Source organism: Psychrobacter sp. ANT206 (assembly GCF_056880555.1).
This window is the reverse complement of sequence record NZ_CP096271.1, coordinates 1206429-1221715: the sequence shown is the minus strand read 5'-3', so window position 1 is coordinate 1221715 and position 15287 is coordinate 1206429. Positions and strand designations below refer to the sequence as shown.

7 protein-coding genes are annotated in these 15287 nt (G+C 41.1%); 5 read left to right on the top strand and 2 right to left on the bottom strand.

Annotation, left to right across the window (positions count from 1 at the left end):
- Nucleotide 1 precedes the first annotated feature (1 nt).
- On the bottom strand, nt 2-2815 hold the full coding sequence (aceE, locus tag M0221_RS05185) for a pyruvate dehydrogenase (acetyl-transferring), homodimeric type (protein ID WP_011513387.1): 2814 nt from the start codon (nt 2813-2815) through the stop codon (nt 2-4).
- Nucleotides 2816-3403: 588 nt separating this feature from the next.
- Here aceE and M0221_RS05180 point away from each other — a divergent pair.
- The 5 genes from M0221_RS05180 to M0221_RS05160 all read left to right on the top strand — a co-directional run bounded on the left by M0221_RS05180 (nt 3404) and on the right by M0221_RS05160 (nt 14331).
- Nucleotides 3404-5041 carry a hypothetical protein gene (locus M0221_RS05180; RefSeq protein WP_483284582.1) on the top strand — a complete coding sequence of 546 codons (1638 nt, stop codon included), beginning with the start codon at nt 3404-3406 and terminating at the stop codon, nt 5039-5041.
- Between the two features lie 272 nt (nt 5042-5313).
- Nucleotides 5314-5778 (top strand): hypothetical protein, encoded by a 465-nt coding sequence (locus M0221_RS05175; RefSeq protein ID WP_011513385.1) that lies wholly within the window; start codon nt 5314-5316, stop codon nt 5776-5778.
- Nucleotides 5779-5852: 74 nt separating this feature from the next.
- On the top strand, nt 5853-7904 hold the full coding sequence (locus M0221_RS05170; RefSeq protein WP_483284581.1) for a hypothetical protein: 2052 nt from the start codon (nt 5853-5855) through the stop codon (nt 7902-7904).
- A gap of 147 nt (nt 7905-8051) precedes the next feature.
- On the top strand, nt 8052-13331 hold the full coding sequence (locus M0221_RS05165) for a hypothetical protein (protein ID WP_483284580.1): 5280 nt from the start codon (nt 8052-8054) through the stop codon (nt 13329-13331).
- Nucleotides 13332-13545: 214 nt separating this feature from the next.
- Nucleotides 13546-14331, top strand: coding sequence for a hypothetical protein (locus M0221_RS05160; RefSeq protein WP_483284579.1), 786 nt, complete (start codon nt 13546-13548; stop codon nt 14329-14331).
- Between the two features lie 114 nt (nt 14332-14445).
- Here M0221_RS05160 and M0221_RS05155 read toward each other — a convergent pair whose 3' ends face one another.
- Nucleotides 14446-15138, bottom strand: coding sequence for a TetR/AcrR family transcriptional regulator (locus M0221_RS05155; protein ID WP_011513381.1), 693 nt, complete (start codon nt 15136-15138; stop codon nt 14446-14448).
- Nucleotides 15139-15287 lie beyond the last annotated feature (149 nt).

The window sequence follows — 15287 nt, the reverse complement described above, 5'->3', positions numbered from 1 at the left end:
GTTATTTTTCTTCGACATCATCATTATTAAGTAAGGTTGCATCGGCTTGATCTTCGGCGCGACCTTCACTGCTGATTTCATCATCATCTTCAGCGACAAACTCAGGTACAGGAATCGGATTGATGTTACCAGGTGCTGGAGCGTCTGGAGAATAGTCATAATATGGCTGTTGCTGCCATGCAGGCGGATGATCGATATCGATATTTAAGCTAGAGATCGCGTCTTTAACCAGACGCATTTCTACTTCGCCTTCATCAGCCAAGCGTTTTAGAGTAGCAACAACAATATGAGCGGCATCAACGTTAAAGAAGCTACGGAGATTTTCGCGGGTATCGGAGCGACCATAACCATCAGTACCTAAAGTGGTATATGGACGGCTATCTGGCAACCAAGCACGGATCTGTTCTGAATAGTTGCGCATATAATCCGTTGCGGCAACGACCACACCTTCGTGCGGTGCAAGCTGTTCAGTAATCCATGGCACGCGCTCTTCATCCATTGGATGTAGACGATTATAGTCATCACACGCCATACCATCACGTGTCAACTCATTAAAGCTGGTGACGCTCCAGACGTTCGATGTGATATTAAACTCGTCTTTTAAGATACGTGCCGCTTTTTGCACTTCACGTAAAATAACACCAGAACCTAACAGCTGAACTTGCGCAGAACCATTATCTTCTAACAGATACATACCACGCTTGATGCCTTCTTCAACGCCTTCTGGCATGGCAGGTTGCTCATAATTCTCATTCATCACGGTGAGATAGTAATAAATACGCTCACCTTCAGCATACATGCGGCGTAAACCATCATGCATAATCACTGCCAATTCATAACCAAAGCACGGATCATAGCTCACACAGTTAGGAACGACGTTGAATAAAATTTGCGAATGACCATCTTGATGCTGCAAGCCTTCACCATTTAACGTCGTGCGACCTGCTGTAGCACCAAGTAAGAAACCCTGTGCTTGACAATCACCAGCCGCCCAAGCCAAATCACCAATGCGCTGGAAACCGAACATAGAGTAGTAGATGTACATCGGAATCATCGGTAGCGCATTCACTGAATAACTGGTTGCCAGCGCAATCCACGCACTCATTGCACCCGCTTCGTTAATACCTTCTTCTAACATATGACCATCGATGGCTTCTTTATAACCCATCAAGGCTTCACTGTCTTCAGGCGTATATTTTTGTCCAACTGCTGAATAAATACCCAATTGACGGAACATACCTTCCAAACCAAAGGTACGCGCTTCATCAGGTACGATAGGTACGACGCGGTCTTGGATGTCTTTGTTTTTTAGCATTGCTGATAATAGACGCACAAACACCATGGTGGTTGATTGTTCTTTACCGTTACTACCTTTTAAAACACGATCAAAGATAGATAAATCAGGGATATTCAAAGGAATATGCCCACTACGGCGATTTGGCAAATGGCCACCCAAGGCTTCACGGCGACCTTTTAGATACTTCATCTCTGCTGAATCTTCAGCTGGACGATAGAACGGTAGCGTCTCTAACTGCTCATCAGTAAATGGCAAATCAAAACGGTCACGGAAGTACACCAATGCTTCTTGATCAAGCTTCTTAACTTGATGCGATTTGTTAACCGCTTGGGTGGTAGATAGACCATAGCCTTTGACGGTCTTCACTAAAATAACCGTCGGCTGACCTTTGGTTTTCATGGCTTCACTAAACGCGGCATAAACCTTCATCGGATCATGACCACCACGGTTCAGACGTGAAATATCTTCATCCGTTAAGGCATCTGCCATCTCTTTTAATTCAGGATACTTATTAAAGAAATGCTCACGGGTAAATTTGGCATCCCGCGCTTCATATAGCTGATACTCACCGTCGACTGTCTCTTCCATACGGTGTTTAAGGACACCAGTATCATCATTAGCAAGCAGACTGTCCCAGTTACCGCCCCAAACCACTTTAATCACTCGCCAGCCTGCACCGCGGAATACGGATTCAAGTTCTTGAATAATTTTACCATTACCACGAACAGGACCATCGAGGCGCTGTAGGTTACAGTTAACGACCCAAATCAGGTTATCCAGCTTTTCACGACCAGCAAGAGAGATAGCACCTAAGCTTTCTGGCTCATCTGTTTCACCATCACCTAAGAACGCCCAAATCTTACGACCTTCTGACTCTAGCAGTTTACGGTTTTCCATATAGCGATGTACATGGGCATGGTAGATTGACATGATAGGACCTAATCCCATCGAAACCGTTGGGAACTGCCAATAGTCCGGCATCAAATAAGGATGTGGATAGCTTGATAACCCTTTACCACCGACTTCACGGCGGAAATTATCCAACTGATCTTCAGTCAAGCGACCTTCAAGATAAGAACGGGCATACATACCTGGCGCTGAGTGACCTTGGTAATAAATCATATCGCCGCCGAAATGATCGCTGGCCGCGCGGAAGAAATGGTTAAAACCAGTTTCATATAGCGTCGCACTAGAAGCAAATGAGGCTAAATGACCACCCAAATCGTCATCGTTTTTATTGGCGCGCATCACCATTGCCAAAGCATTGTAGCGAATCAAGGCGCGAATCTTGCGCTCGATCGTCAAGTCACCTGGGTACATCGGCTCATCTTCAACGGCGATGGTATTGATATAGGCCGTATCTAAACGGTTAAATGGCAGGCCTTCTTGCACCCCCATATTGTATAAGGCTTTCAATAAAAACTGCGCACGATCTTTATCGGCATGCTTAATCACAGACTCAAAAGCTTGCAGCCATTCCTGAGTTTCGCTGCTATCAGCATCCTTGTAATAATTCATCTTCTCTAATCCTTTTTTATCAGTCATCCCTACACGGTGGCAGGGTATTATTAAATCACAGAGTTATACATATTTTCGTAAGCAAACGATTTACCTAATGCCTTCCTTGCTGCATCTCGTCATTCCATTATATGTCTTGGCTATTACAGACCAGTTGCTCATAATCAGCAACTGTAGCTTGGCATGGGGTTCAAACAGACATCGTAGTAAAAGTAAACGACAGCCGATATGCGACTTTCATCATCAAATGATATTGACGCTCTATTATAGGGGTTTATTCACGTATTGTTTATAGCTATAAAGAAATGCCAATATGACAAGTATTTTTAAAATAAATAGTGATTATGTTTTTTGAGATATTTGGGAGGTTTGTTGGGAGATTGTTTGTAATGAGCGATAAATATAATATTTAGCAGAAATATATGTATTTGGTCATAGTAAATCTGCCATTCATCTGTTTTCTAGGAAATTTACAAAATTATTGCTTAATATGATGAATTACGTAATATACACAGATTTTTGGTTATGTTTATCGTGCGTATTTACATAAATGATTGTTAGTGAATATCAGTTTATAGGGATAGCAATATGTATCAGACTCAGCGCTTCGTAAATGCAATAGTTTCACAATTATTTGGTGAATATCTATATCGAATGTTGGCGTTGATGACAGCGATGATTTTTCTTACGATCAGCAATTCATCATTCGCACTTGCACCTAATCCAGGTGCAACTTGCGAAGGTGTTACAGGTGCATCTCAAGGCAGCTTAACTAATGCGGATTACACCAATCTAGTATCTGCAGTTAATACCAATAATTATGTGAATATCGCAGGTAACGCCTCAGGCAGTATCCCATTGCAAATTAAAATGAACACAGTAGAATCTAGTGCTAGTACTACAACATCAAACTTCGGTGTCATTACTACATCAGGTACCAGTGCTGTCAACATAAGACGAACGTTCCCTAATACAGCCGCTTTTACGGACATCACGCTTGAATTTCGCAACAGTATAACGACACAACCTATTTACTTGACCAATGTGGCACTAAGTGCGTTCGATATTGATTATGCAAATAGTAATGGCAATAGTTTTGATGACTACGTTCAGATTACTGGTATTACTCAAGCAGGCACTCCTATCGAGGGTGTATTTCAATCCATAACTGGCTCCAACATTTCCTACGCACAAGGTTTATTTACGACTAGTACTTTTAACTGCCCAGCAAAAGATCTAGGTACAGCCTGCCAAGGTTCTGTACGATTTTCTCAACCAGTCGCTTCAGTGAGAATTCGTTATACGAACACAGGTCGCCTTTCAGCATCACCAACCAATCAAGAAATTGACTTTCGAGTAGACAATTACTGCTATATTCCTCAATACGTATTTTCTGGTACAGTATTTGATGATAACGGTGGTATAACCGGTAATAATGCCGATGCCACTAACGCAAATATCACTACCGGCCCTTACGCCAATAATAACAATTACTTTAATGGTGCGTTTAACCCGCCTCAAGAAACAGGGATTGCAAGTAGTACGGTACGATTGGCTAACTGCGCTAATACCTCTACGACGTATCCAACACAATCGGTCATTAGAGACAACGCTCCTATCGGTGAGTATCAAATCAGTATTCCTAAAACAACATTGGCAAACAACAACAATCTTTGTTTATTAGAGAGCCGTAGTGGTACTACTTATCCTATTCGCACTAGCAATGAGATTACAAAAGTTGGTTTTTCATCAACCACTTATAATTATCCTAATAACAACTTCGGTAGAGTCATTGTGGAAAATGCGGCGTTGGTGCTTAGAAAAGCTCAATATGTGAACAATTGTCCTACAAACATAAATTATACTGCTAGTAATCTTAATGCTGCAGGTAATACAAACCCTAGGACTGGCTTTAGTGAAGGCAGTATCACAGGTAATCTTGATCCAGGACAATGTATTGCTTATAGAATTACCGCCACCAATCGTGCAAATATCGTGATCAGCGATTTTGTGATGCGAGATGTGCTGCAGAAAAAAGGGGTAAACGGCGCTCAAGTCACATCAGTACTTGCCAACCCACCACTTTCAACCACTGATTATAACGCTGCCGAGAATCCAGCTATTGGAGCAAATGGTGAAGTCAAAACCAGAACCCTTACCATCAATGCAAGAAACAATCGCGTTTTTTACCTCAATACCAAATATGGCACCACAGCAAATCCTTAGTCATCGTTTTCTCTTGCATTATTCTCAACACTGAAAATTCTGCCTTTTTCAACAAAAGCCCTATCTTGAAAGACGGGGCTTCTACCGTTTAGTCACTTCAAAATGCCGTTTGTCTTATTTATAGTGAAATTTTGTATTTAGTTTGTGACAATAGCCTTAAGAAAAAATTTGATGTTACCTAAACTTTTATATATTACTGATTGCGATTTTTGAATCATATAAGATGACATTTAAGTCTCATTAATAACAATAGTGTAAACAAGGAATACTATATGAAAGGTTTTAACATTTTACGTACTGCCTTATTAGCCAGTTTAGCATCGGTATTTTTGTTAAATACAGCTTATGCAGATGAAGCTCTAAAAATGGAGCTAACCGCTAACAAGGTCGTTAAAAATAGTGAAGGTAAAATTAGTTACTTACCAGTTCGGACTGCACCTAAGGGCACTGTGATTCAGTACAAAGCAACTTATAGCAATACCATCAATGAAAATATCAATGACTTAGCAGTTACCCTGCCCATTCCAGCTAATATGACTTTTAATGGTGAGGTATCTCCCGCTAGCGCCCAAGGCAGTATCGATGGCAAGAATTATGCTGATATGCCACTGATGCGCAAAGTCGATGGCAAAATGGTAAAAATTCCTTTTTCTGAATACCGTACCTTACGTTGGAATATCAAGTTATTACCCGCCAATAAATCTGCAGCCGTAGCCCTTAATACCATCGTTGACTAAGACAGTCATTCTTGAAAATACATTGGTTACTATTTTGAACGTAACTTCTAGAACTTTTTAATTCGGAGCTTTATATGAAATCAAGCACTTTTAATTACAGCTTATTAGCCATTGGCGTCGCTGCTATACTAGGTATGAGCACGACTGTTAATGCAGTAGAGACGTCTAAAACATCAACGAGCGTAGAGATTACTAACAAAGCTACCGCTAGCTATAATGTGAGTGGTCAGGCTCAACCAGAAGTCGAATCTAACACAGTAAAAATAACGGTAACAGAGCAAACATCATTCTCATTGGTTCCTGCTATCACTAATACTGGAAAAGAAGTAGCGCCTAATGGGTTTGTTCAGTTTACGCATACTTTGACCAACACGGGTAACCGCACTGATAACTATGCTATCACGACGCCAACAGCTCCTGCTGGTTATGACACGGCAAACTCTACTGTCTCGTATAAGATATATAACGAGCGTGACGAAGAAGATACAACTCGTACTACAGATAATGCGCCCTATGGTGCCTCTAGTGGCAGAGTTTTTCCTCTTGAAAAAGGGCATTATATTGTACTTGTTATTAATGCCAAAACCACTGGTAACAAAGGTGGTGAAACCAAACCACTAGAAATCTCTGCGGTTAGTTCACTTTTAGGTACAGATAAAACACTCATCAATACTGACACCTCTTTTACAAGGCTTCCTACCTTTAGTATCGTTAAGACGATTATTAATGGCTTAGACCTCAATAATCTTGATAATGATACAGCTACTTATAGAGTTGTAGTCACCAACGATGGCAACACTGCATTTACGACTGATGCTACTGATATTGCTATTGCAGATATTCTACCAGATGGTCTGGTAATGGCAGAGGCACTAACACTAGCTAATATCAAAACCAGTTCTACTGCGACTAAAGGCACTATCGATCCCATTAATACGGGTGCTGTAGGTACTAGTGGCTTTAACATTACTGGTATCAATATCCCAGTAGGGCAAAACATAACTATTGAATTTAAAGTCAAAAAAGGGACAGGCACACTTACTCCTGCAACAGCTATCAATCACGTGACAGTGACTGATGACTTGGATAACAATCCTAATACTGATAATACGCTTATCGATAGTACAGACACTAGTAGAGAACAAAATGTTGGTGCGTTCTATCCTACTACCGAGATTAATAACCTCAACGGTCAGCGACCAGCTAACCCAGGTGATGACTCAACACTGCCACTATCCTCAGCAACTATTCAGCGAGCTCTAACACTAACTGGTTCAACTTTCAGAGAGATTTCACCGACTTCAGGTACTCTCGGTCAAGTGAAACATCAAACGGTCATCACCAACACTGGTAAAGACGTCGAGGGCATTAAAGCTGAGGAATTAACTTTTACTATCAATGACAATGACGGTAACCTGCCAGACCAAATTAATATAGTTCCTAATAGCGTCACTGTCACTTATTATCCAAATGGCAACGACACCACAACACCAACAGTAGTGGATAAAACTATTACCGCGGTCGATGGTGTGTATGATCTCTTTTCTGCTTTACCTAATGGTATAGCCCCTAATGGTACTGTCACTATTAAATATAACGTGTCATCAGCCAATGCAAAAATATTTACACCAATAAACTCTACTACTCCTACATTCGAAGAAACTGTGGTTACCTTGATTCCAGGTAAGGAAGGCGCGCCTCAATCGGTTTCAGTCACCGATAGAACAACTGTTCGCGGTTTAACATTGCTGAAAACCCAAGCGATAAATGCAGATTGTGTGGGTACACCTCCTGCTGCGAATTTTGTCAGTACTGACATTAAAGACGTTTCGCCTGGCCAATGTATTGTTTATAAGGTCCAAGCGAAAAACACTTCTTCTGCTGATACGACCTCTCCTACAGGCATAGGTTTTGATATTAAAAATATCGTTATCTCAGATGCATTTTCTAACTTCTCAAATGAGGCTGACTATGTAGCGAATTCTGTAGGGACTACTAATGGCACAACATCTGATACTGGAACTGCCATTACTAATAATATTGATATGTTAGCGCCTCAAGCAACTGAAACCATGCAATTTAAAGTAAAAGTCAAAACTGCTAGGGTAGTTACTCCTACGCCATAATTGTATTTTGAGCTTAAGATTATCAACTTAAACTGAATTTTTAACTCTATAAGTATCTACGGGTACTTATAAAGACTTTCCCTAGCTTATAATTTATTTAAGCTAGGGGGATTTTACCCCCATCTTGTTTTATTGGATAAGCAACATATGACTCTATCTGTAATGACACCGTCTAATCGTATCGCATTGTGTACAGCGAAGATCTCTGCGCTGTCATTAGCAATGTTGCTTATGCAATCAAATATAGCCTTAGCAGCGCCTAACCCTCTGCTACAATCCATCAAAAATACTGCTGAAGCCAGTTATATTATTAGTAACGGTACTAACTTTAATCTAAATAGCACTTCTAACCAAGTGAATGTTCAATCGTCTGCTTTTCCTCAATATGGTATTAGCATAACCTCGCCGCCAACAAAGACTATCGCCCCTGGCTCGACCGTTAGTTGGAAAAACCTTCTAACCAATACCAGTTACAGTGATCAGACTATCGATTTGAGCCTGACTATACCTAATAGTTTATCGAACATAAAACTCTATCAAGACTTGAATAACAATGGACGCTTCGATGATGGTGTTGATAAAGCGATTAAGTTAAATAACAATCTAACCGCTCAGATTACTTTAGGTCGAAATGAAAGTCTTGAGCTTACTATACAAGCATTATCTGATACCAATGCTAAAGCCGATGATACTGCTAGCATCAAGCTTGGTGCTGCTGTTGTTGAAGACCCTTCTATTACCGCTTTAGTGAGTGACAAGCTAATCATTGTTGAAACACGTCTCGATTTTATGCTTTATTCATGGGATGGCTACAAAAGTAAATCGCAAGTTGGTGAAAATACCTATCTTGAAGCCAGCTGTGCTAAATGTAACGTCCGTGATAGCGCACGAGATGAAATATGGCTAACTATCACTTCTCCTAAGACTGGTGATACTTATTCACTTAAAGCTATTGAGACTGGTGATAATACCGGTAAATTCCGCATAGAAGCACCAACAGAAAATAATGCTAATGCCATTAATGACGGTATCATTCAGACACTAGAAGGTGATAATTTACTCGCTACGTTAGAGGCTTATATCGACTCAAATGGTATACGACAAGAAATTAAAGAAGCTATCAGTAGCAATATCGCTATCGTTAATGATATCCCAACCCTGCAAGTTACCAAAGAAGGTGATGTCAAAACTGCCTCACTCGGTGATTATGTTAACTATACGATTAATATCAAAAATGATGGTACCAGTACGGCTTATAACGTTGAATTAAAAGACGCTTTACCGCGCGGCTTCGACTACGTTGGTGGTAGTGTGAGCATTGACAAAGCACAAACCACTGAGTTTAAAACCGATGGCAAATATCAAGTTTTAAGTCTGGGGAATATGGATGCCAAAACTAGTAAAGATATTACTTACCTCGTATTGGTTGGTTCATCAGCATTAGGCGGTGACGGCATTAACCGTGCGACTGCCATTGCCAAAACTGAGCAAGATCAAAGCCTCGTATCAAGAGAAGCCCAGTGGAAAGTAGAAGTTGATCGCGGTGTTATGAATACAGACGGCATCATCGTTGGTAAGGTCTACCACGACATCAACCGCGATGGCATTCAACAAAAACAAGATGGCGAGCTTGGTGTTGCTGGCGTGCGACTCTATATGGAAAACGGCAACTTTGTTGTCACTGACCCTGAAGGTAAATATAACTTTTACGGTATTAGTGCTAAAACCCACGTATTGAAGGTTGACCGCACGACTATTCCAAACGCCACAGAACTGGTTACTCAAAGCAACCGTAATACTGGTGATGCTGGTAGCCGTTTCGTTGACCTCAAATATGGCGAGTTACATCGTGCCGATTTCGGCATCGTTGGCGGTATGGCGGACAGTACTGAACGCTTAAACGCAGAGCTTATAGCGCGTAGCAAAAGTATCGGTGCCAAAAACGATCGCTTAGAGCAAGCAGTTAAAAGCGAGCTAATTTTAGATCCTGACTATAACCGTGACAATAAAGACAATATCAATGCCAGCGGCTGTAAATCTAACGATGTTTTAGATGCAGGGATTCAATGCGATTCAGCAATCGTCAATGAAATGGTAAACCCATCTGCAAATCGCGTTGAGATGGCAATTACTAAAATTGCACCTCCTGTAGAAAAAGAGTTAGAAGAATACCTTAGAGAAGTGGCAACTAATAATGTCTCTTTCATTAATTTGAATGAAGGTCAGCAGCTCAGCACTTATAAACAAATGGTACAGGTACAAGCCCCACTGGGCTCTATTTTCACTCTATATGCCAACGGTAAAGCCATATCAAGAGAACAAATCGGTAAAACGGCTGAACAACAAAAGCAAAATGTCACTGCATTTGATTATTACGCAGTCGATTTAAAGCGTGGCACTAATACTTTACGCGGTGTCGCAACCGACGTGAATGGCAAAGTTATCTCTGAGCAAACTATCAAGGTATTAACACCGGATATTTTACAATCTATTAGTTATCGTACCCAAAAACAACTGGTGGCAGCTGACGGCGTCAGCGATTATCAAATCGTTATCAGTTTAAAAGATCGTGATGGTCGTCCTTATATAGCATCAACTCCTATCACCATTGATACTAATATTGGTCGTATCAACTTGGCAGACAGCAGTAAAGACCAAGCCGGCACGCAAGTTACTGTCAATGGTGGTGAGCTGTTGATCTCCGTGACTGCGCCAAGCGTACCCGGTAAAGGTGAGATGATCATCGATACAGGCAGCAATAAGCAAGTAATTCCGCTACAGTTTACGGCTCAATTGCGTCCATTAATAGCTGTTGGTATCGTTGAAGGTGCGATAGCGCTCAAAGACTTTGATGGTAGTAATATCACTGACGCACAAGGTGCATTTGAAAAAGAATTACGCGAAATAGCCGGTAACGATGATTACTCAGCGACGGGTCGTGCGGCAATGTTCTTAAAAGGCAAAGTACGCGGTGATTATCTATTAACGCTTGCTTATGACAGCGACAAAAAAGGCGAGCGCCTGTTCCGTGATATCGAGCCGGGCGAATACTATCCCGTTTATGGCGACTCATCAGCCAAAGGTTTTGATGCGCAATCGACGAGCAAGCTATATGTACGTCTAGATAAAGGTCGCTCATTTGCCATGTATGGCGATTTAAAGACTCAAATTGACAATGATGAAGGTATTAAGCTCGGTCAATACAATCGTACGCTGACTGGTGTCAAAGCTCAGTTTGAAGATAGCAACACGCGTATTACTGCTTTTGCCGCTGAAACCAGCACCTCACAGCGTGTCAATGAAACTCGTGGTTTGGGCATTTCAGGTCCTTACCCACTTGCTAATGATTTTGATGCAGTATTAGAAAATTCAGAAACTATAGAAGTAATCACCCGTGATGCTAATAATCCTGGACGTATTGTGCGCCGTGAGACCTTGACGCGCTTTGCTGATTATGAAATTGATCCTATTAGCCGTAGCTTATATCTGAAATCACCGATTGCTAGCCAAGATATCGATGGCAACCCTATCTACTTACGCGTTACTGTCGAAGTTGATGAAGGTGGTGAGAAATATTGGGTAGGTGGCGTCGCTGCTAAACGACAATTGACTGATAAAATTGCTATCGGTGGCAGCTATATTAATAGTGATGATCCACTTAATAAAGAAGAGCTTGCTAGCGTTAATACTGTGGTTAAGTTTAATGACAAGCTAAAACTGATCGCAGAATATGCCAAAAACAAAGCTGAGAATCCAAATTTCGAGCCAAGCAATCAGATCAATGCAGACAAACTAACAGGCGATAATGCTGAGGGTGACGCTCTACGTATCGAGCTTGACTATGATAATAAAAAGAATACCCGTGCAAAAGCCTATCATAACGATACCGATATCGGTTTTGTCACTGGCGCGTCACCACAAACTGCTGGTCGCACCGAATCTGGCATCGAAATCATCCACACTTTAAACGAGAAAAAGACTGCGCTTAAACTTGAAGGCGTACGCACAGAAGATCATATTACTGATGCAAGTACTGAAGGCGTACAGGCCAGTCTCGAACAACGTTTAAGTAAAAATATCGTTGGTGAAGTCGGTGTACGTTATTACAAACAGGAAGGTGCTTCACGTAATATCCAAGCAGCAACAGATGTGGTGGATATTACTAATGATACTTTTGCAAATGATGACATCATTAATCAATCTGCACTAAGCAACGTCAGCAACGTCAGCAACACTGAAAAAGACATCGAAGGCACTACTGCCCGCGCCCGTCTAACCGCGCGTTTGCCAAAGCTGAATAACTCATTGGTATTTGCTGAGTATGAGCAAGATATTGAACACAGCTCACGCAACGCAACCTCTATCGGCGGTGAGGCAGCACTGGGTAATTTAGGTCGACTTTATGCTCGCCATGATTTAATCAATAGCTTGTCTGGCAGCTATGGTTTAGACGATTCTGAGGAGCGTCAACGCACTGTTGTCGGCTTTGATGCCACTTATATGAAAGATGGCAAGGTTTATAGTGAATACCGTATGCGTGATGCCATCAGTGCTCGCGAAGCGGAAGCTGCCATTGGTCTAAAGAATAAATGGTATGTGCAAAAAGGCTTGACGCTTAATACTTTACTCGAGCGTGTCGAATCTTTAGAGGGTGAGAAAGACAGTACCTCAACTGCAGCAGGTTTTGGCGTTGAATACCTTGCTAACGAAAATTACAAAGCATCAGGGCGCCTAGAAAAACGCTGGGGCGATACCAGTGACACCTTATTAGGGAGTGCTGGCGTTGCTTATCGTTATAACGATGAAGTGACTTTATTAGCCAAAGATATTTATTCAAAAGTTGATTATGATGATGGTCATCGGACTATCAATCGCTTTCAACTTGGTGCTGCCTATCGCGATTACGATAGCAATCAGCTTGATATGCTGGCCAAGCTTGAATATCGCTTAGATGATAATGCCACTGGTGATGACCCTTATCAAAAGGATGCTATTGTTTGGTCATGGAGCGGTAACTACCATCCAACGCGCCCATTAACGTTATCAGGTCACTATGCAGGTAAATATACCGAATACGATGCTCAAGGTATCGCAAGTGACAATACCGCTCATGCTGTGTATGCTCGTGGCTTATATGATATTAGCGAGCGCTGGGATATTGGTTTACAAGCAGGTACTTATTGGAATAAGCAAGCAAATGACCTAGCCTATTTAGTTGGCGCTGAAGTTGGCTATAGTCCAATGAACAATTTATGGTTATCGCTTGGTTATAACTTCATGGGCTTTGAAGATGAAGACATCGCTTATGACGATACTACCATCGAGGGCGCTTACTTTAGACTACGCTTCAAGTTTGATGAAGATCTATTTAAGCGTGAAGACCCACGTAAAAATAAACGTGCAGCACCTGTATCCTCTACATTATAAGACGGTCAATTAAAAAGGCACCATCTTGAATGACGTTTTTCTGGAATCTTTTTTGCTTATTCACATGCACTAAAGCAAGATAAAGACTTTGAAATCTTATTCCAATAGCACTATATTTTTGAAGTAAATTGACTATAGCATTTGATAAGCGATAAAATCAGTCTCAAAATTGCCAGCACCGATACTTATCAGCTTACTACAAGGTTTTCGCGTTATGCTTTACTCTACTATTAAAGTAGCTACTTATAAAAATCCAATATGTGCTGCGTTTTCAGCTGTTTTGCTATTATCAACGACTTCATGCGTATCAACCACAGCTACAACTCTTCAAAAAAGTGCTCATATCACTACTATAGACACCTCTGATTACTGCCAGAGTCAGGATTTAAAAGCGACATATAAAAACCAAAATACGCAGCAACGTGCGATGAGCTGTATGCTAGCAGAACTACAGCATCATCAGCAAAAAGACAAAACTGCGCAGCAACAGTACTTTGCTTATAAAGCCCAAGCTTGGCTCAACTATGCCATCCATAAAGACAGTATGAATAGTCGCTCACCTGCTGGATTAGAAGCGGCAAAATCTGCAGAAGCTATTTTGCAAGCATTAAAAAAAGGCTCAGAAAACGATCTTGTTCTTATCCAAGATATATCTGCCTCATCAGCGCTAATGCGACCTGATTTATGGGCAGCGTTAAGCGCCCTTAAAGACAGCGGTGGTATTGCAAGCGCTCCCCGTGAAATAGCATTTAGTGAAGTGGCATTAATCTGGGCAGCGACCGACCAATGTGAACATAATTCACGGCAGGCAGGCAGCCAATTTCGCATGGCTGACCGCTGGCTTGAACAAGCACGTGAAGCTTTTGTTAATGCTCACGATTCTAAAGAAAACGTGGCATTAGAAGGGCTTATCGTACGTTATTATGAGCAATACTCGCCTTTCGATGCAAGTGGTGATCGCTGTAATGGACAAGTATTGCCAACACTTGATCAAATGTAGAAACCTTATACACTATAAGTATTTTATAAAGCTTATACATAAAAATTTAGCAAAAAAATCCGACATATATATGTCGGATTTTTTAATGTCTATCTTTAAAACTTAATAGACAGACTAACGGTCTTTACGCGGTAGCTTCTCTGGCAAGTAACAACGCAGATAAGCGATAGATGCCGTATTAGCTTCTTGCAGATACTTATCGGTAATACGCTCATGACGACGATAAGAAACAGTAAAGATCGCATTCACGATACTAAAGGTAATCAATAATACATCTTGAATATCTTCAAACTTAGGCACTTCATAGCGTTCAGCCAAACGATCATAGACCAATTTTACTACTTGGTGATCCATATGCTCGCCAAAACTGTCGCCTTCAAAATCAGGCGTATTGGTATCATAAATTAATTTGGCTTTGGTTTGATCTTCATCAAAAATTTGTACACAGCGATCAATCAGCGCTGTAAGATACCCTTGCCATCTATCATATTTAACCGTCTCAACGGTTCTCAATACATCTAAAATATCAATAGCATTTAAAAAACGCAGCGCCAAAAATATGGCTTCAATATTAGGGAAGAAATGATAAGCAGACGCCCGTGGAATACCCGCTTCTTCGCAGACAGCGGCAAGCGTAATATCATTGATAGATTGAGTTTCACTCAACTTTTTAGCACCCATCAACAATTTTTGACGGCGGGCGCGTCCTTGCTGGCTAGTAAACTTAAACTTATTCGGCACCAGCTTTTTTGCCAACTCCGAATCTACCAGTACATCTTCAATTTTGTCGTCTTTATTTTCACTCATGATAAATCTCTTAATGTTATGTCATATCTTTAAAAATATAGTATTCATCGGATAGTATGCGCCCTAAATCAAAGCACCATTTCTATCAATCACATATGGATTGATAACACCGCTACTATACTCAACGAAGAGGCATAATAAACGCTTGT

Bases quoted from the DNA above. Each gene is read 5' to 3' on its own strand.
- aceE (WP_011513387.1), bottom strand. From the start codon at position 2,815: ATGAATTATTACAAGGATGCTGATAGCAGCGAAACTCAGGAATGGCTG.
- M0221_RS05180 (WP_483284582.1), top strand. From the start codon at position 3,404: ATGTATCAGACTCAGCGCTTCGTAAATGCAATAGTTTCACAATTATTT.
- M0221_RS05175 (WP_011513385.1), top strand. From the start codon at position 5,314: ATGAAAGGTTTTAACATTTTACGTACTGCCTTATTAGCCAGTTTAGCA.
- M0221_RS05170 (WP_483284581.1), top strand. From the start codon at position 5,853: ATGAAATCAAGCACTTTTAATTACAGCTTATTAGCCATTGGCGTCGCT.
- M0221_RS05165 (WP_483284580.1), top strand. From the start codon at position 8,052: ATGACTCTATCTGTAATGACACCGTCTAATCGTATCGCATTGTGTACA.
- M0221_RS05160 (WP_483284579.1), top strand. From the start codon at position 13,546: ATGCTTTACTCTACTATTAAAGTAGCTACTTATAAAAATCCAATATGT.
- M0221_RS05155 (WP_011513381.1), bottom strand. From the start codon at position 15,138: ATGAGTGAAAATAAAGACGACAAAATTGAAGATGTACTGGTAGATTCG.